The sequence below is a fragment of the Bradyrhizobium sp. USDA 4503 genome (assembly GCF_054055815.1).
Genome location: NZ_JBSRXS010000001.1, coordinates 2,564,806 through 2,582,179, shown reverse-complemented (window position 1 = coordinate 2,582,179; position 17,374 = coordinate 2,564,806). Strand labels below are relative to the sequence as shown.

The following is a 17,374-nucleotide window of genomic DNA, read 5'->3' as shown; positions in this document are numbered from 1 at the left end:
ATGTTGATGCTTGACGCCCCCAGCTCCGATGAGGTTGCGGCCGTGACGTTGAGTTTTTGTCATGTCCCAGCATCGCGACCGGCAGAATGGGCGAGGCAAAAGCCACGGTGATGGTGAACGTGAGACCATCCCTCTGACGTGAGCTCCGCCCTTTCGTTCGTCTCCGCAGCCTTCAATGGCAAGGAGGAATGAGGGATGGCTGTAGCGATTTTACTGCTCCTGGTTGCCGTCGCCTCGGTGCTGTTCCACCTCTACAGCCCCTGGTGGTGGACCCCGATTGCCTCGAACTGGAGCTATATCGACCACACGATCAACCTGACATTCTGGATCACCGGAGCGGTGTTCTGCGCGGTGATCGTGTTCATGGCCTATTGCGTCCTGCGCTTTCACCACACCGAGGGACGGCGCGCCCACTACAATCCCGAGAACAAGAAGCTCGAATGGTGGCTCAGCATCGGCACCGCGATCGGCGTCGTCGCCATGCTGGCGCCGGGCCTCATCGTCTGGCACCAGTTCGTCACCGTTCCCGCCGACGCGACCGACGTCGAGGTCGTCGGACAACAGTGGATGTGGAGTTATCGGCTTCCGGGAAAGGACGGCCGGCTCGGCACGTCAGATGCGCGCCTGATCAGCTCCGACAATCCACTCGGGTTGAATCCCAATGATCCGAACGGGCAGGACGACATCGTCGTGCAAAACGAGGATCTGCATCTGCCGGTCGGGAAGCCGGTGAAGGTGCTGCTCCGCTCGATCGACGTCCTGCATGATTTCTACGTGCCCGAGTTCCGGGCGAAGATGGATATGATCCCTGGCTCGGTGACCTACTACTGGCTCACGCCGACCCGGACCGGAACCTTCGACGTCCTCTGCGCGGAGCTTTGCGGTGCCGCGCACGCACAGATGCGCAGCAAGGTCGTCGTGGAAGAAGAGAAGGAATATCACGCGTGGCTGGACAAGCAGCACACGTTCGCCGCCTTGTCCGGCCAGCGCAACGTCGCGAAGGCCGCGTACAAGACTGGCAGCGAATGAACATGCCGACGAGGATCGGCCGGATGTTCGGCCGGAGATGAAGTGAACTCGTCGCTGAGCGGAAGACCAAGGAGGGTATTCCGATGGTCGATATCCCGTTTGATGAGGTCGCAGGCATCCCGCCCGCCGAAGTAGGTGAGGTCGAGCTCTATCATCCGCACAGCTGGTGGACGAGGTACGTCTTTTCGCAAGACGCCAAGGTGATCGCCGTCCAGTACTCGATCACGGCGATGTCGATCGGAATGGTTGCGCTGGTGCTGTCGTGGATGATGCGGCTGCAACTGGGGTTTCCCGGCACGTTCTCCTTTATCGATGCCAACCAGTACCTTCAGTTCATCACCATGCACGGCATGATCATGGTGATCTACCTGCTCACGGCGTTGTTCCTTGGCGGCTTCGGCAACTACCTCATCCCGCTGATGGTCGGCGCGCGGGACATGGTCTTCCCCTACGTGAACATGCTGAGCTATTGGGTCTACCTGCTCGCGGTGCTGGTGCTGGCCGCGACGTTCTTCGTGCCGGGCGGGCCGACCGGCGCCGGTTGGACGCTTTATCCACCCCAGGCGATTCTCTCCGGTACCCCCGGGCAGGACTGGGGCATCGTTCTCATGCTGGCCTCGCTGATCCTGTTCATCATCGGCTTCACGATGGGCGGGCTCAATTACGTGGTAACAGTATTGCAGGCCCGCACACGCGGCATGACCTTGATGCGCATGCCCTTGACGGTGTGGGGCATCTTCACCGCGACCGTGATGGCCCTCCTGGCGTTCCCGGCGCTGTTCGTGGCCTCGGTGATGCTGCTGCTGGACCGCCTCCTTGGAACCAGCTTCTTCATGCCGACACTGGTCGAGATGGGCCAGCTGACCAAGTATGGCGGCGGCAGCCCGATCCTGTTCCAGCATTTGTTCTGGTTCTTCGGCCACCCCGAAGTCTACATCGTCGCGCTGCCGGCGTTCGGCATCATCTCGGATCTGATCAGTACGCACGCGCGCAAGAACATCTTCGGCTATCGCATGATGGTCTGGGCGATCGTGGCGATCGGGGCGCTGAGCTTCGTCGTGTGGGCGCACCACATGTATGTCAGCGGCATGCACCCGTATTTCGGGTTCTTCTTCGCCACCACGACGCTCATCATCGCGGTCCCGACCGCGATCAAAGTCTACAACTGGGTGTTGACCCTTTGGCGCGGTGACATCCATCTAACTGTGCCGATGCTGTTTGCGCTCGGCTTCATCGTCACCTTCGTCAATGGCGGCCTGACCGGGCTGTTCCTCGGCAACGTTGTCGTCGACGTTCCACTGTCGGATACGATGTTCGTCGTCGCGCACTTCCACATGGTGATGGGGATTGCGCCGATCATGGCCGTGTTCGGCGGGATCTATCATTGGTATCCGAAGGTCACCGGGCGGATGCTCAATGACGCGCTCGGACGCTTCCACTTCTGGGTGACGTTCATCGGGGCCTATGCGGTGTTCTTCCCGATGCACTATCTCGGCCTGCTCGGGATGCCGCGCCGCTATCACGACATCGGCGAGACCTCGTTCGTCCCGGCCTCCGCCCATGACCTCAATGCGTTCATGAGCGTGGCGGCGCTGATTGTCGGCTTCGCTCAGCTCGTCTTCCTGTTCAATCTGGTCTGGAGCCTGTTCAAGGGAAAAGAGGCGGGCGGCAATCCCTGGGGTGCCACCTCGCTGGAATGGCAGACGCCGGAGACCCCGCCGGGGCACGGCAACTGGGGCAAGGAGCTCCCCGTCGTCTATCGCTGGGCCTACGATTACAGCGTGCCCGGTTCCGCGAGGGACTTCATCCCGCAGAATGAACCGCCGGCCAAGGTGCTGGCCCAGGGAGCCCATCCGTGAGTGCCATCGTCCTGTTCATTGCTACGATTGCAGCGATCGCGGGATGGTGGCTCTCGCAGCAACGGCTGGCCGCCAAGCCGTGGCTGGAGCAGGGCATTGCGGTGGATCTTCGCGGCGATCTCGGCTCTTCGGTGCCGGCGGCGAAAATCGGCCTCGGTGTTTTTCTCGCGGTGGTCGGTTCGCTGTTCGCGCTCCTGATCAGCGCCTACTCGATGCGCACCACCATGGTGGACTGGCGCGAGTTGCCGCTGCCGAGGCTGGTGTGGTTCAACACCGGCGTCCTCGTCATCAGCAGCATGGCGCTGCAATGGGCGCTGATGGCCGCGCGCCGCGACGACCATGAGGGCCTGATCGCGGGCCTGTTGGTCGGCGGTGCATCGGCCGTGATGTTCCTGATCGGGCAGCTCGTGGTGTGGCAGCAGCTCAAAATCGCCGGCTATGCCATGGCGTCGAATCCGGCCAATTCCTTCTTCTATCTGATCACCGCGCTCCACGGGCTGCACCTGACCGGCGGCCTGGTGGCGCTCGGCAGGGCGACCGTAAAACTGTGGCGTGGCGCGCCGATGACGCAGATGCGCCTGAGCGTCGAGCTTTGTACCATCTACTGGCATTTCCTGTTGTTGGTCTGGCTGGTCCTGCTCGGTCTGCTGACGGGCTGGACAGACAATTTCGTCGACATCTGTCGCCAGTTGCTCACCTAGCGAGGCAGGAAGCGATGACCGAAACCACACTCGCAACCCCCAAGGCGCTGCCCGGAACGATACCCGGATTGCGCGGCATCGCCGCCGACTGGGCCTCGGACCAGCGCGCGTTCAAGAACGTGTCCTGGGGGAAGGCCATGATGTGGATCTTCCTTCTGAGCGACACCTTCATCTTCAGCTGCTTCCTGCTGTCATACATGACGGCGCGAATGTCGACGACCGTGCCGTGGCCCAACCCCAGCGAAGTATTCGCGCTCAATATCGGCGGTCAGCACATCCCGCTCATCCTGATCGCGATCATGACCTTCATCCTGATCAGCAGCAGCGGGACGATGGCGATGGCCGTCAACTTCGGTTACCGCCGGGATCGCGTCAAAACGGCAGCCTTGATGCTGGCCACCGCGGCATTTGGCGCGACGTTCGTCGGAATGCAGGCTTTCGAATGGACCAAGCTGATCATGGAGGGCGTGCGGCCCTGGGGCAACCCGTGGGGCGCACCGCAATTTGGCGCTTCCTTCTTCATGATCACCGGCTTCCACGGCACCCACGTGACCATCGGCGTGATCTTCCTGATCGCCATCGCGCGAAAGGTTTGGCGGGGAGACTTCGACGTCGAGCGGCGCGGCTTTTTCACGAGCCGCAAGGGCTATTACGAGATCGTCGAAATCATGGGCCTGTACTGGCATTTCGTCGATCTGGTCTGGGTGTTCATCTTTGCCTTCTTTTATCTCTGGTGAGGTCGCGCATGACAGAAGCAGCGGTACATGTGGAAGGGCAGGCAGCACAGCATGCGCTACACAGCTATGTGCATGGTGCGGTGGCATCGGGCGCCGCGCATGCAGAGGGCCAGCAGCACCCGATCAAGCTCTATCTCGTGGTCTGGGGATGGTTGTTCGTGCTCAGCACCTGCTCCTATCTCGTCGACTATTTTGGTATCCACGGCCACCTGCGATGGTCGCTGATCCTGCTGTTCATGGTGCTGAAGGCCGGCCTGATCGTCGCTGTGTTCATGCACATGGCCTGGGAGCGGTTGGCGTTGGCCTACGCCATCCTGTTGCCGCCGGTGCTGGTGCTGGTTTTTGTCGGGATCATGATGTTCGAATCCGACTATACGCATCTGCTTCGGGTGATGTTCTTCGCGTCAGCAAGCTAAGAAATGGACGGCCACGACCGCGTGGGTCATGCTGGACAAGGCAAAGCGTCCTGAAGGCGGAGGACTCGCCACATCGTCCGGAACCCTGCGAAGCAGGCCTTTGGCCGATGGCTTTTTCGAACCGACGAGGAATTAGTCTCGTGCAAATCAATCGTTCAATTCTTCGCCGGAGTTATGCCAACATCGGAGACTACGTCGCACTGACGAAACCGCGCGTGATGTCGCTGGTCGTCTTTACCGCACTGGTCGGTCTCATGGTCGCACCAGGCGGCATCGATCCCTTCACCGGTTTCGCTGCTCTTCTCTGCATAGCCGCGGGAGCTGGCGCCGCAGCTGCGCTCAATATGTGGTACGACGCCGACATCGATGCGGTGATGGCGCGTACCGCCATCCGTCCAATTCCCAGCGGCCGCGTATCGCGCCCGGAAGCATTGGCTTTCGGATTGATGCTCGGCACGTGCGCCGTCCTGGCTCTCGGCACCTTGCTGAACATGGCCGCTGCTGCGCTGCTTGCTTTCACTATCTTCTTCTACGTCGTCGTCTACACGATGTGGCTCAAACGCCGAACGCCGCAGAATATCGTTATTGGCGGTGCCGCCGGCGCGCTCCCTCCGGTGATTGGCTGGGCTGCGGTCACGGGACATGTTGGGCTCGAGCCGCTCATCCTGTTTCTGATCATCTTCCTCTGGACGCCACCCCACTTCTGGGCACTGTCGCTCAATCTTGCTGGAGAATACGCCCGTGCCGGTGTGCCGATGTTGCCGGTCGTGGCTGGCAAGACAGAAACAAAGCGCCAGATTCTTCTCTATTGCGTGCTTTTGGTTCCGATCTCACTGCTGCCTTGTGCGCTGGGGTTCGCGGGAGCCGTCTACGGCGCGGCCGCGGCGACGCTGGGAGCGATCATGATTTTTCTCGCATGGCAGTTGCGCCGGAGCGACGACAAGGAAAGGCGGCCTGCTCGTCGCTTGTTCGTGTTTTCGATGCTCTATCTGGTCCTGCTTTTTGGGGGGCTGCTGATGAATGCTGCACCCTACGCTCAGTCCCACTGACTGGACGCATTCGAATCGACAGCCGCTGGGCGTTGTTCGGAAAAATCGAATATTGTTGCCGAGCGGGCTTGCGCTGCCGGGCAGCTCAGTGATTGAAGTTCGCAGGCACCCGCCAGGGACGGCCCTAGCGCTCGTCCCGCATATATGGACTTCGCTGGGAGACGAGTCTCAAGTCTTGGTCTGCCGACATCGTCTGGAGCCCGTGCATATGTGGCCCGCTCGCCGGGTTGCCCAACAGGATCCAGGCGATGGCGCCCGTGGCCAGCATTCCGCCGCAAATAACCAAAAGGTCCCGCCTCATCGCGCGTCCTCCGTATGCGGCCATTTCCAAGCATAAATCAGGCCAATCCATTTGGGCCCGGGCAGGTGCGGCGCACGGGATAGCGTTGGACAAGTAGGACAGGCTCGCCCTAAGCTTCGGCCGTTGCAGCAACCAGGCGCGGTTCAAGAATGGACTGGTCCTACTATCTCGGGGGCACTGCCATTGTCCTGCTCCTTCTTGCCTATCGGCTGCATGGCGGGCTGTTTAGGAAGAATTCACGGCGGGACGAGAAACTAAATCGACTGATTGATGAACGCATCGGACGCTTGGACCTGAAGCGCCGCAACGATTGAACCGCCCTGAAGCGGCACCTCGAGGCCAACGCAACGCCACTCTCCGGAATTATCCTCACGGCGACGGCAGAGCTACCTTGGTCTCCCGAGATGACCATCTCGGCAGATGATGCTTTTTTGTGATTTGAAAAGAGATATTTGAGCAATCGAATGAAGGTCTGGGTCTATACCGACACAAGCAAGCCCGTTGGCGAGCCGGAGCATCTGAAGATTTTCGCGACCAATGATGCCGCGCAGTCGTGGTTCAAGCGAAACGTCCCGGGGGGCGCCGCATTTGCTTACGAGATTATTCTGGGGCCACGTTACCTCGCCAAGACGCTCCTCGTGCTGTCCGTCCTGCTTCTTGGCATCGCCGATCTCTACACCACCAACACGATCCTGAATCTCGGCCTCGGCGAGTTGAACCCGTTCATGCATGTCGCTCAGACATGGCTCGGCCCCTGGTGGCTTATTCCGAAGCTCGGTCTGACCTATTTCATGATGTGGCTGCTTTGGCGCAGCAACAACCCCTACAATATCGCGATCGTGGCGGCGTTTTGCTCCACGCCCGTACTCAATAATCTTCTGATCATCGCAAGCACGAAGTAGCGAGGAACACCAGTGGTGCCTCCGCCAGGGCAGGCGCGAGACATCGCTGGCTTCATATCGGTTCGCTCGCTACGGCGATTACTGGCAGTAGTCCCAGAATCCTTGCGTGCGGGACTGATCGGTATAGTACCAGCACATGCCGGGCGCCGGCGCGGCACCGGCCCATGCCGCGGCCGTTGCCGCCGTCACGACCCCGATGGCAGCGCCGGCTGCGATTGCGCCGCCCCTTGGCCAGTAATACCGGCCCGGACGCGCCCATCCGCCGCCTCCCACCACCGTCCGGCCGCGAACCGCGACGTTGCCGCGGGGCCCGACGACGGCGGTGCGGCCGCGATAGGCGCCACCGCGCGGCCCAACGGCTGCGCCACCACGGTGAACGACGGCACCGCCGCGGGGACCGACTGCTGCGCCGCCACGGCGGCCGGCCGCGCGGACTGCAACGACGTCGGATGATTGCGCGACGTGATTACCGATCGGCATCGCGCCGAGCAGCGCTGCGGACGCCGACTCAAGCGGTATTGCCGCAATGATCGAGGCGGTGAGGATGGACGCTGCAAGCATCGTAGTACGCTTCAAGTCAAGCATCAGTGTATCTCCTGCTAAATTCGGCTACGTCCACCGGTCGATCCGGTGGGCGCGGCGCTGTCCTCCGTCGATCAGCCCGCTGTACTCGATGCCGTCCGAGTTCGAAAAGACGAGACTGCCCGAGAGATGACCGCTGGACATCTGGGTCGAGTCAAGGCCCGCGCCGCGAACGGCGTCGCTCGGATCTTCAATTCTCGAGATGGGAAGGCGCGTCCAAACCTCGGCAGGCAGCATGTCGCGCCTCACTTGAACGGAAGCCGCCCGGCATCGGCGCGACGGCCTCATTGCACATTCTCATCCTACGCGCTCCGTCGCGATGTCACAACCTTGGCCAGTCGCGTTGAGCGGTTTGGCCGCGGCGATCTGTCTCAGCCGTACGTCTCCACGATGAAGTCGATCAGCGCGCGCAGCTTCGGCGTCATCTTGCGATGCTTCGGCCACAGGATCTGGCGCGCGCGGCTCTGCGTCGTGTAGTTCGGCAGCAGGACCTGCAGCCGTCCCGCGGCGATATCGTCGGCCAGCAGCTCGTCGCGCATCAGCACGATGCCGGCGCCCGCCAGCGCCGCATAGCGGATGCCGAACGCGCTGTTGATGAAGAGGCGGCTCGCGACATCGACATGCACTTCGCCCTCCGGCCCCGAGAATGTCCATCGCTGCCCGTCCGACCAGCCGGGGTAGCGCAGGCATTCATGGCGGGCGAGATCTGCCGGATGGGTCGGCGTGCCGCGTTCGGCGAGATAGCTCGGCGCGGCGCACACCACGCCTGTATAGGGCGACAGCGAGCGCGACATCATGGTGGAGTCGGTCAGCGTGCCGACCCGGATCGCCGCATCCAGCCCTTCCTCGAGCAGATCGACCATCCTGTCGCTGAGGATGAGGTCGACCGAGACTTCCGGATATTTCTTCATGAAGCGCACCAGCGCGGGCGCCAGGCTGTACGACCCGAAGGCGACCGAGGTCGCCACGCGGAGCTTGCCGCGCGGCGCGCTGAGCGCCTCCTCGACCAGCGCATCGCCGGCCTCGGCCTGTTCAAGCAATTGCTTGCAGTGATCGAGATAGCTGCGGCCGAGCTCGGTGAGGCCCTGCCGCCGGGTCGACCGGTTGATCAATTGCGAGCCGAGCCGGTCCTCGAGAAATCGGATATGCTTGCCGATCATGGTCGGCGACATCCGCAACTCCTTGGCCGCCGCGGTGAAGGAGCCGAGATCGGCGACGCGGGCGAACACGGACATGCTGGTCAGTCGATCCATGATTATAAACCAATGGTTATTTCACTGCGCATCAAGGCGCTACTTATTGGGTGCTGGAACTATATTTATTACCATAAGTGAGCAATCGGCGCGATGATGCGTCCGATTGCTTCGAAATGCTGCCGATTTCGCCCGGAGGGACGCAATCTCGCCGGAGCCTGAACCAGACAGGAGTGTCACGATGCCCTTCCAGATCACGATCAATGGGACCAGTCATTCGGTCGATGCCGATGGCGACACGCCGCTGCTCTGGGTGCTGCGCGACGTGCTCGGCATGACCGGCACCAAGTTCGGCTGCGGCATGGCGCTGTGCGGCGCCTGCACGGTGCATCTCGACGACACGGCGGTGCGCTCCTGCATCACGACCATCGACAGCATCGGCGACTCCAGGATCACGACCATCGAGGCGGTCGGCATGACGCCGGCGGGCAAGAAGATCCAGGACGCCTGGCTCGCGCATGAGGTGCCGCAATGCGGTTACTGCCAGTCGGGGCAGATCATGTCGGCCTCCGCGCTGCTCGCGGGCAAGCCGAAGCCGACCGATGCCGATATCGATGAAGCGATGTCGGGCAATATCTGCCGCTGCGGCACCTATGTGCGCATTCGCGAAGCCATCAAGCAAGCCGCGCAGTCGGGAGGTTGAGCCATGACGCTGATCGACAATCTGTCTGAGCGCGCTGCCGACCTGTCGCGGCGCAATTTCCTCCGCGCCGGCGCGATCGCGGGCGGCGGTCTGCTGCTCAGCGTGAGCCTGCCGTTCGCGGGCCGCGAGAGCGAGGCGGCGGCCTCCGACGGCTTCGCGCCGAACGCCTTCGTCCGGATTGGCGGCGACGGCAAGGTCGTGTTGACCATGCCCTATGTCGAGATGGGGCAGGGCACCTACACCTCGATCCCGATGTTGATCGCCGAGGAGCTCGAGATCGGCCTGACGCAGGTCCGGCTCGAACACGCGCCGCCGAGCGACAAGCTCTACGCCAACCCGCTGCTCGGCGTGCAGGCCACCGGCAATTCGAACGCAATGCGCGGCGCCTGGCAGCCGATGCGGAAAGCCGGCGCCACCGCGAAGGCGATGCTGGTCGCGGCCGCGGCGAAACGCTGGAACGTCGAGCCGGGGACATGCCGCGCCGAGAACGGCGAGGTGCATCACGCGGCCTCCGGACGCAAGCTGGGTTACGGTGAACTCGCGACTGACGCGGCGCAGATGCCGGTGCCGGAGAATGTCACGCTGAAGAGCCCGTCCGAGTTCAAGCTGATCGGCACGCCGGCCAAGCGGCTCGATACACCCTCCAAGATCAACGGCACGGCGGTCTATGGCATCGACGCACGGCCGCCCGGGGTGAAGGTCGCGACGCTGGCGCAGTCGCCGGTGTTCGGCGGGCGGGTGAAGCGCGTCGATGATGCGGCGGCAAAAGCCGTCAAGGGCGTGCGCCAGATCGTGACGCTCGACGACGCCGTCGCGGTGGTGGCCGACCACATGGGGGCGGCGAAGAAGGGTCTGGCGGCGCTCACGATCGAGTGGGACGAGGGCCCTCACGCCAAGCTCGCCACATCGGACATCGCGCGCGAGCTCGAAGCAGCCACCACCAAGCCGGGCACGGTCGCGCAAAATATCGGCGACGCCGACAAGGCGATGGCGGGCGCGGCGACGAAAGTCGAGGCGACCTATCAACTGCCGTTCCTCGCCCATGCCACGATGGAGCCGATGAACTGCACCGTGCATGTGCGTTCCGACGGTTGCGAGATCTGGGTCGGCAGCCAGGCGCTCTCGCGTGCGCAGGCGGTGGCCGCGAAGGTGCTGAACATGCCACCGGAGAAGGTGGTGGTGCACAATCATCTGCTCGGCGGCGGCTTCGGCCGCAGGCTCGAGGTCGACGGTGTCATTCGCGCCGTGCAGATCGCCAAGCAGGTCGATACGCCGGTCAAGGTGGTGTGGACCCGCGAGGAGGACATCCAGCACGACATGTACCGGCCCTACTGGTGCGACCGGATTGCGGTCGGCCTCGATGCATCTGGCAAGCCGGTTGCCTGGAACAACCGCTTCGCCGGCTCGTCGGTGCTGGCGCGATGGGCGCCGCCGGCGTTCCGCAACGGGCTCGATCCCGACACGACCGAGGGCGCGATCGATCTCGTCTACGACATTCCGAACTTCCATGTCGAATATGTCCGGGTCGAACCACCGGGCATTCCGACCGCGTTCTGGCGCAGCGTCGGGCCCTCGCACAACGTGTTCGTCACCGAAAGCGTGATCGACGAGCTGGCGGCGGCGGCGAAGCAGGATCCGGTCGACTACCGCCGCGCGCTGCTCGGCAAATCGCCGCGCGCCAAGGCGGCGCTCGAGCTCGCGGCGGCCAAGGCAGGCTGGGGCGGCAAGCTGCCGGCCGGGCGCGGACGCGGCGTGTCGCTGCAATTCGTGTTCGGCAGCTACCTCGCGCAGGTCGCCGAGGTCGAGGTCGCCAAGGACGGCTCGGTCCGTGTCCACCGCGTCGTCTGTGCGATGGATTCCGGCACCGTGGTCAATCCCGACACGGTGCAGGCGCAGCTCCAGAGTGGCATCAATTTCGGCGTCACGGCGGCGCTCTACGGCGAGATCACGCTCAAGGACGGCCGCGTCGAGCAGAGCAATTTCGACAGCTACCAGATGCTGCGCATCGATCAGGCGCCGGCGATCGAGGTCCATATCGTGCCGAGCACTGAGCCGCCGGGCGGCATGGGCGAGACCGGAACCTCGGGCATCGTGCCGGCGATCAGCAACGCGATCTTCGCGGCGACCGGCAAGCGGCTGCGCAAGATGCCGGTCGATCCGGCGACCTTGAAGCAGACCTAGGGGCGAGTGAGAGCCTCCCCCGGGTGCTGGCGCGATCGTGAAGCCGGACGGATTTGCGCCGTGCACTGATCCGTGCGAGAAGCGGGCATGCATCTGAGGCGGCTCGCCAATCTCTGGATTCTGCTGCTCGTCGCGGCCGGGCTGTTGCTCGCGCCCGTGGCGCCGGCATTTGCCCGGATGATGCCGGATGCCTCCGCCGCTGCGATGCAGGCGATGCCGGACGATCACGCCATGTCTGGACAGGCGATGTCCGAGCAGGCGCTGGCCGACGACATGCCGTGCTGTCCGGACCAGGGCAAGAGCAAGGGCTGCGACGACTGTCCGTTCCTCGCGCTCTGCATGTTGAGCGTTTCGCTGCCGGTGCCCGCCGGCGCCATGTCGCTGATCGAGCGCGATCCGCTGCGCAGCCGGATCGCCGCCCATGACGACAGTCTGCTCGACGGCCTTGGCGCCAAACCTCCCGACCATCCGCCTCGAACCACCGTCTGACGGGCGCGCCAGCGCCTGATCGCTGACGCGTGCGCCAATGGCGCGCGTGCCTTTGCATGCCGCTCACGCGGCTCATCAGACGTATCGAGGATCATCACCATGAAGTCTTTCCACCTGGCGCGCGCCACCGCCGCCGCGCTGATCGGCGTTGCCGTGACGGGCATGTCTGCCCACGCCGAGATCAAGAACTACGAATTCCAGCTGGTGCAGCCGACGGTCAAGGCGGGTGCCGATCGCATCGTCACGGTGCGGCTGGTCGACAAGACGAGCGGGAAAGCCGTGCCCGACGCGGTCATCTTCTCGACCCGGCTCGACATGGCACCCGACGGCATGCAGGAGATGGCCACCAAGGTGACGCCGATGCCGGGCACCGAGCCCGGCACCTACCGGTTCAAGGCGACCTTCGGCATGGCCGGGCGCTGGCAATTGTCGCTCGGCGCCAAGGTGCAGGGCGAGACCGGCGCGGTCGAGAAAAAGCTCGTCGTCACGGCCGAGCAATGAGCCGCCGAGCAATGGGCGCCTTAACATGGGCCGGCGCTGCCGCTGCGATCGCGGCAGCGGCAGGCGCCGCATGGATCGGCCGCAACCTGCCGCCGCGGCCGGTGACCGCTGCGATCGTCGCCGTCGCGCGGGCGGCGGAGACTGCTGCGCCGATCTACTACCGCGATCCCGACGGCAAGTCGCTCTATTCGGCGACACCGAAGAAGACGCCTGACGGGCGCGACTATCTGCCGGTGTTTGCCGATGACGACGGCGGTGCCGGCGGGCCCGGGCAATCGGCAGACGTGAGCGCGCCCGCCGCGAAAGGCGAGCGCAAGGTGAAATATTATCGCAATCCCATGGGACTTCCCGACACCTCGCCGGTGCCGAAGAAGGACTCCATGGGGATGGATTACATCGCCGTCTATGACGGCGATGACAGCGACGACGGTTCGATCACGCTGTCGCCCGGCAGGATCCAGCGCAGCGGCGTCAAGTCCGAGCCCGCGCAGATGCGCCGCATCCGTACGCTGGTCCGCGCACCCGGCACGATCCAGCTCGACGAACGGCGGGTGTCGGTGATCGCAATGCGCGCCGAGAGCTATGTGCAGAAAGTCGCCGACGTCACGACCGGCAGCCGTGTGACGAAGGGCCAGCCGTTGATGGAGATCTACAGCCCGGCAATATCGTCCGCTGCGGCCGAATATGTCGCGACCATCACGTCGAAGGCGACTGCGAACATCGAGCCCTACGGACGCGGCTCCAAGCAGCGGCTGACCAATCTCGACGTTCCCGAACCCGTCATCGCCGAGATGGAGAAGAGCCGGACCGTTCCGATCGCGATCCAGTGGCTGTCGCCGCGCGACGGCATCGTGCTGCAGCGTGCCGCCATCGAGGGCATGCGCGCGCAGCAAGGCGACGTGCTGTTTCGGATTGCCGACGTCTCTGTCGTGTGGGCATTGGTCGACGTTGCCGAGCGCGATCTCGGCAATATCGTGGTCGGGCAGAACGTGACCGTACGCGCGCGCAGCTATCCCGGCCGCAGTTTCGTCGGCCGGATCAGCGTGGTCTATCCGCAGGTCAACAAGGAGACGCGCACCGCGCGGGTGCGGATCGAATTGCAGAATGCCGACCTCGCGCTGCTGCCGGACATGTATGTCGACGCGGAGATCGACACCGGCAGCCCGGCGCCGGTACTTGCGGTAGCCGATAATTCCATCCTCGACACTGGCAGCCGCCAGAGCGTGCTGATCGACCGCGGCAACGGGCGGTTCGAGCCGCGCGAGGTCAAGCTCGGGCGGCGCGGCGAGGGCTATGTCGAAATCCGCGACGGCATCGCCGAAGGCGACGCGGTCGTGACATCAGCGACGTTTCTGATCGATGCCGAAAGCAACCTGAAGGCGGCGATCAAGGGCTTTGCCGAGGCCGGTGCTGCCCAGGCGGGCGAGGGCGACAAGACGGGAGACCGGCGATGATTGCCCGTGTCATCGCCTGGTCGGCGCGTAACCTGCTGCTGGTGCTGTTCGGCACCGGCTTCGCGGCAGCCGCGGGCCTCTACGCGCTGCTGCATCTGCCGCTCGATGCGATCCCCGATCTCTCCGACACCCAGGTCATCGTCTACACCGAATATCCCGGCCAGGCGCCGCAGGTGATCGAGGACCAGGTCACCTATCCCCTGACCACGGCGATGCTGACGGTGCCGAAGTCGAAGGTCGTGCGCGGCTTCTCGTTCTTCGGCGTCTCCTTCGTCTATGTCATCTTCGAGGACGGCACGGATATCTACTGGGCGCGCTCGCGCGTGCTCGAATTCCTCAACGGCGCGGCGTCGCGGCTGCCGGCCGGCGTCTCACCGACCATCGGGCCCGATGCGACCGGGGTCGGCTGGGTCTACCAGTATGCCGTGATGTCGAAAGAGCTGAACCTTGCCGACACCCGCACGATCCAGGACTGGAACCTGAAATTCGCGCTTGCCAGGGCCGAAGGCGTGGCCGAGGTCGCCAGCGTCGGCGGCTTCGTCAAGCAGTACAATGTGATCCTCGATCCGCAGCGGATGCGCGATCGCGGCATCACCATGCAGCGGATGCGCGACGCGATTCGTGCCAGCAACGCCGATGTCGGCGGCCGCACCGTCGAGCTCTCCGAGTTCGAATATGTCATCCGCGGCAAGGGCTATCTGAAGGACATCAACGATCTCGGCAACATCGTGCTGAAGACCGATAGCGGCACGCCGGTGCTGCTGCGCGACGTCGCCCGCGTCGAGCTCGGCCCCGACGAGCGGCGCGGCATCACTGAACTGAACGGCGAGGGCGAGGTCGCGAGCGGTATCGTGCTGCAACGCTTCGGCGTCAACGCGCTCGACGTGATCGAGAACGTCAAGAAGCGTTTCAGGGAGATCGCGAGCAGCTTGCCGAAGTCGGTCGAGATCGTGCCGGTCTACGACCGGTCCAATCTGATCTATGCGGCGATCGACACGCTGAAGCGCACATTGCTGGAGGAGAGCGCGGTGGTCGCGCTGGTCTGCATCCTGTTCCTGCTGCATGTCCGCAGCGCGCTGGTCGCGATCCTGATGCTGCCGGTCGGCGTCTTGATGGCGTTCGGCGCGATGAAGCTGCTCGGCATCGGCTCCAACATTATGAGCCTCGGCGGCATCGCGATCGCGATCGGCGCCATGATCGATGCGGCGATCGTGATGATCGAGAACGCGCACAAGCACCTGGAGCGAGCCGAGCCCGGCAGGTCGCGGGTCGCGATCCTGATCGAGGCCGCGGCGGAGGTGGGGCCGGCGCTGTTCTTCAGCCTGCTGATCATCACCGTGTCCTTCATGCCGATCTTCACGCTGGAATCGCAGGAGGGGCGGCTGTTCTCGCCGCTTGCGTTCACCAAGACGTTCGCGATGGCGGCGGCGGCGCTGTTGTCGGTGACGCTGGTGCCGGCGCTGATGGTGATCTTCGTCCGCGGCAGGATCGTCCCCGAGCACAGAAATCCGATCAACCGTTTCCTGATCTGGATCTACCGTCCGGTCATCCACGCCGTGTTGCGGGCGAAGACGCTGGTGATCCTGCTGGCGCTCGGCGCCGTCGCCGTCTCGATCTGGCCGGCGCGGCAGCTTGGCACCGAGTTCATGCCCGACCTCAATGAGGGCACGCTGCTCTATATGCCGACCACGCTGCCGGGGATTTCGGTGACCAAGGCGGCCGAGCTGCTGCAGATGCAGGACCGCATCATCCGCAGCTTTCCGGAGGTCGCCTCGGTCTACGGCAAGGCCGGCCGCGCCGCGACCGCAACCGATCCGGCGCCGTCGGAGATGTTCGAGACCATCATCAATTTGAAGCCGAAACCGCAATGGCGCGCCGACCTCACGCTCGACCGCCTGATCGCCGAGATGGACAAGGCGCTGCAATTCCCCGGCGTATCCAACGCCTGGACCATGCCGATCAAGGCGCGCATCGACATGCTCTCGACCGGGATCAGGACGCCGGTCGGCGTCAAGGTGATCGGTCCCGATCTAGCCGTGATCGACAAGCTTGCGCGACAGGTCGAGCAGGTCGTGCGTGGGGTGCCCGGCACCTCGTCGGCCTATGCCGAGCGCAGCCTCGGCGGCTACTATCTCGAGATCACGCCGAATCGTGAGGCCTTGTCGCGCTACGGCATTGCGGTGCAGGACGTGCAGGACACCATCGCGACCGCGCTCGGCGGCCAAAGCGTGACCACAACGGTCGAGGGACGCCAGCGCTTCACCGTCAACATGCGCTATCCGCGCGATTTGCGCGACAATCCGGGCGCGATTGCCAGCGACATCCTGGTGCCGATGCCGGCGGGCGGCGCGGTGCCGCTCGGCGAGGTCGCCGACATCGCGCCGGCGCACGGGCCGACCACGATCCGGACCGAGAACGGGCAACTCGCCACCTACATCTATGTCGACATCCGCGATCGCGATCTCGGCGGCTATGTCGCGGACGCGCAGCGCGCGGTGCAGGCCGGCGTGCAGTTTCCGCCCGGAACCTACGTGGACTGGAGCGGGCAGTACGAATATCTCGAACGCGCCGCGGCGCGGCTCAGGATCGTGGTGCCGGTGACGCTGTCGATCATCTTCCTGCTGCTCTACCTCAATTTCCGCTCGGTGGCGGAGACCATGATCGTGATGCTGTCGCTGCCGTTCGCGCTGGTCGGCGGCTTCTGGCTGATGTGGGCGCTCGGCTTCAACCTGTCGGTTGCGGTCGCGGTCGGCTTCATCGCGCTCGCCGGCGTTGCCGCCGAGACCGGCGTCGTGATGCTGATGTATCTCAACCAGGCGCTGGGCGAGATCACCGCGCATCGCGCTGAGGAGGGACGCACGATCGATCGTGACGACCTCAATCGCGCGATCATCGCGGGCGCGGTCGAGCGCGTCCGGCCGAAGATGATGACGGTGGTCGCCATCATGGCCGGGCTGTTGCCGATCATGTGGAGCACCGGCACCGGCTCGGAGATCATGCAGCGCATCGCGGTGCCCATGATCGGCGGTATGATCTCGTCGACGCTGCTGACGCTGATCGTGATTCCCGCGATCTTCGCCGTCGTGAAGGGCATCAAGATCGAAGCGAGAGTGTCGGCACCCGAAGTTGCTTCCTGTGCCGCGCGCCAGCAGGCAAGGATGTGATGGAAACATGACGCCTGTTGGTAGTTTCAAATCGGATTGAGTGATACCCCAAGGGGGTATATAGCTGATGGCGGTTTGCAGCGAGCTGATTTGCGGTTAGCTTGCGGCGGTCG

17 protein-coding genes are annotated in these 17,374 nt (G+C 64.0%); 14 read left to right on the top strand and 3 right to left on the bottom strand.

The window, feature by feature from the left end:
• The first annotated feature begins 195 nt into the window (after window positions 1-195).
• The 8 genes from ACVMIH_RS12635 to ACVMIH_RS12600 all read left to right on the top strand — a co-directional run bounded on the left by ACVMIH_RS12635 (window position 196) and on the right by ACVMIH_RS12600 (window position 6,994).
• Window positions 196-1,029, top strand: a complete 834-nt coding sequence (locus ACVMIH_RS12635; protein WP_076831602.1) for a cytochrome c oxidase subunit II — start codon at window positions 196-198, stop codon at window positions 1,027-1,029.
• Between the two features lie 83 nt (window positions 1,030-1,112).
• Window positions 1,113-2,888 (top strand): cytochrome c oxidase subunit I, encoded by a 1,776-nt coding sequence (gene ctaD, locus ACVMIH_RS12630; RefSeq protein WP_057019653.1) that lies wholly within the window; start codon window positions 1,113-1,115, stop codon window positions 2,886-2,888.
• Window positions 2,885-3,589 (top strand): cytochrome c oxidase subunit 3, encoded by a 705-nt coding sequence (locus ACVMIH_RS12625; protein ID WP_057019652.1) that lies wholly within the window; start codon window positions 2,885-2,887, stop codon window positions 3,587-3,589. The genes ctaD and ACVMIH_RS12625 overlap by 4 nt, the downstream gene beginning before the upstream one ends.
• 14 nt (window positions 3,590-3,603) lie before the next feature.
• A complete protein-coding gene (locus ACVMIH_RS12620) occupies window positions 3,604-4,326 on the top strand; it encodes a heme-copper oxidase subunit III family protein (protein ID WP_057019651.1) in 723 nt (240 codons plus the stop codon).
• Between the two features lie 8 nt (window positions 4,327-4,334).
• Complete coding sequence (locus ACVMIH_RS12615) at window positions 4,335-4,742, top strand: cytochrome C oxidase subunit IV family protein (RefSeq protein WP_050384760.1); 408 nt, start codon at window positions 4,335-4,337, stop codon at window positions 4,740-4,742.
• Between the two features lie 140 nt (window positions 4,743-4,882).
• Window positions 4,883-5,791: a heme o synthase gene (locus ACVMIH_RS12610; protein WP_057019650.1), complete on the top strand. Its 909-nt coding sequence runs from the start codon at window positions 4,883-4,885 to the stop codon at window positions 5,789-5,791.
• A 450-nt stretch (window positions 5,792-6,241) separates the two neighbouring features.
• Entirely contained in the window at window positions 6,242-6,406 is a 165-nt protein-coding gene (locus ACVMIH_RS12605; RefSeq protein ID WP_168856726.1) for a hypothetical protein, read from the top strand.
• Window positions 6,407-6,556: 150 nt separating this feature from the next.
• A complete protein-coding gene (locus ACVMIH_RS12600) occupies window positions 6,557-6,994 on the top strand; it encodes a DUF5658 family protein (protein ID WP_057019648.1) in 438 nt (145 codons plus the stop codon).
• 78 nt (window positions 6,995-7,072) lie between these two features.
• On the opposite strand, the gene ACVMIH_RS12595 is transcribed toward ACVMIH_RS12600, so the two are convergent.
• The 3 genes from ACVMIH_RS12595 to ACVMIH_RS12585 all read right to left on the bottom strand — a co-directional run bounded on the left by ACVMIH_RS12595 (window position 7,073) and on the right by ACVMIH_RS12585 (window position 8,829).
• Window positions 7,073-7,579, bottom strand: coding sequence for a hypothetical protein (locus ACVMIH_RS12595; RefSeq protein WP_245311720.1), 507 nt, complete (start codon window positions 7,577-7,579; stop codon window positions 7,073-7,075).
• Between the two features lie 24 nt (window positions 7,580-7,603).
• Window positions 7,604-7,813, bottom strand: a complete 210-nt coding sequence (locus ACVMIH_RS12590) for a hypothetical protein (protein WP_156436474.1) — start codon at window positions 7,811-7,813, stop codon at window positions 7,604-7,606.
• Window positions 7,814-7,947: 134 nt separating this feature from the next.
• Window positions 7,948-8,829: a LysR substrate-binding domain-containing protein gene (locus tag ACVMIH_RS12585; protein WP_057019646.1), complete on the bottom strand. Its 882-nt coding sequence runs from the start codon at window positions 8,827-8,829 to the stop codon at window positions 7,948-7,950.
• A 181-nt stretch (window positions 8,830-9,010) separates the two neighbouring features.
• Between ACVMIH_RS12585 and ACVMIH_RS12580 the strand changes: the two genes are divergently transcribed.
• From ACVMIH_RS12580 to ACVMIH_RS12555, 6 genes are all read left to right on the top strand, one after another.
• Window positions 9,011-9,472 carry a (2Fe-2S)-binding protein gene (locus ACVMIH_RS12580; protein WP_057019645.1) on the top strand — a complete coding sequence of 154 codons (462 nt, stop codon included), beginning with the start codon at window positions 9,011-9,013 and terminating at the stop codon, window positions 9,470-9,472.
• 3 nt (window positions 9,473-9,475) lie between these two features.
• The gene (locus ACVMIH_RS12575; RefSeq protein WP_456862051.1) at window positions 9,476-11,653 is read left to right on the top strand and encodes a molybdopterin cofactor-binding domain-containing protein; all 2,178 of its coding nucleotides are present in this window, start codon (window positions 9,476-9,478) and stop codon (window positions 11,651-11,653) included.
• 87 nt (window positions 11,654-11,740) lie between these two features.
• Entirely contained in the window at window positions 11,741-12,142 is a 402-nt protein-coding gene (locus ACVMIH_RS12570; protein ID WP_057019643.1) for a hypothetical protein, read from the top strand.
• Between the two features lie 99 nt (window positions 12,143-12,241).
• Window positions 12,242-12,643, top strand: coding sequence for a FixH family protein (locus tag ACVMIH_RS12565; protein ID WP_057019642.1), 402 nt, complete (start codon window positions 12,242-12,244; stop codon window positions 12,641-12,643).
• Window positions 12,644-12,654: 11 nt separating this feature from the next.
• Window positions 12,655-14,097: an efflux RND transporter periplasmic adaptor subunit gene (locus tag ACVMIH_RS12560; protein ID WP_456862048.1), complete on the top strand. Its 1,443-nt coding sequence runs from the start codon at window positions 12,655-12,657 to the stop codon at window positions 14,095-14,097.
• Complete coding sequence (locus ACVMIH_RS12555; RefSeq protein ID WP_057019641.1) at window positions 14,094-17,261, top strand: efflux RND transporter permease subunit; 3,168 nt, start codon at window positions 14,094-14,096, stop codon at window positions 17,259-17,261. The genes ACVMIH_RS12560 and ACVMIH_RS12555 overlap by 4 nt, the downstream gene beginning before the upstream one ends.
• Window positions 17,262-17,374: the final 113 nt, after the last annotated feature.

Excerpts from the sequence above, each read along its gene's own strand:
- ACVMIH_RS12635 (WP_076831602.1), top strand. The coding sequence starts at position 196 with ATGGCTGTAGCGATTTTACTGCTCCTGGTTGCCGTCGCCTCGGTGCTG.
- ctaD (WP_057019653.1), top strand. The coding sequence starts at position 1,113 with ATGGTCGATATCCCGTTTGATGAGGTCGCAGGCATCCCGCCCGCCGAA.
- ACVMIH_RS12620 (WP_057019651.1), top strand. The coding sequence starts at position 3,604 with ATGACCGAAACCACACTCGCAACCCCCAAGGCGCTGCCCGGAACGATA.
- ACVMIH_RS12615 (WP_050384760.1), top strand. The coding sequence starts at position 4,335 with ATGACAGAAGCAGCGGTACATGTGGAAGGGCAGGCAGCACAGCATGCG.
- ACVMIH_RS12605 (WP_168856726.1), top strand. The coding sequence starts at position 6,242 with ATGGACTGGTCCTACTATCTCGGGGGCACTGCCATTGTCCTGCTCCTT.
- ACVMIH_RS12600 (WP_057019648.1), top strand. The coding sequence starts at position 6,557 with ATGAAGGTCTGGGTCTATACCGACACAAGCAAGCCCGTTGGCGAGCCG.
- ACVMIH_RS12595 (WP_245311720.1), bottom strand. The coding sequence starts at position 7,579 with ATGCTTGACTTGAAGCGTACTACGATGCTTGCAGCGTCCATCCTCACC.
- ACVMIH_RS12590 (WP_156436474.1), bottom strand. The coding sequence starts at position 7,813 with ATGCTGCCTGCCGAGGTTTGGACGCGCCTTCCCATCTCGAGAATTGAA.
- ACVMIH_RS12585 (WP_057019646.1), bottom strand. The coding sequence starts at position 8,829 with ATGGATCGACTGACCAGCATGTCCGTGTTCGCCCGCGTCGCCGATCTC.
- ACVMIH_RS12580 (WP_057019645.1), top strand. The coding sequence starts at position 9,011 with ATGCCCTTCCAGATCACGATCAATGGGACCAGTCATTCGGTCGATGCC.
- ACVMIH_RS12575 (WP_456862051.1), top strand. The coding sequence starts at position 9,476 with ATGACGCTGATCGACAATCTGTCTGAGCGCGCTGCCGACCTGTCGCGG.
- ACVMIH_RS12570 (WP_057019643.1), top strand. The coding sequence starts at position 11,741 with ATGCATCTGAGGCGGCTCGCCAATCTCTGGATTCTGCTGCTCGTCGCG.
- ACVMIH_RS12565 (WP_057019642.1), top strand. The coding sequence starts at position 12,242 with ATGAAGTCTTTCCACCTGGCGCGCGCCACCGCCGCCGCGCTGATCGGC.
- ACVMIH_RS12560 (WP_456862048.1), top strand. The coding sequence starts at position 12,655 with ATGGGCGCCTTAACATGGGCCGGCGCTGCCGCTGCGATCGCGGCAGCG.
- ACVMIH_RS12555 (WP_057019641.1), top strand. The coding sequence starts at position 14,094 with ATGATTGCCCGTGTCATCGCCTGGTCGGCGCGTAACCTGCTGCTGGTG.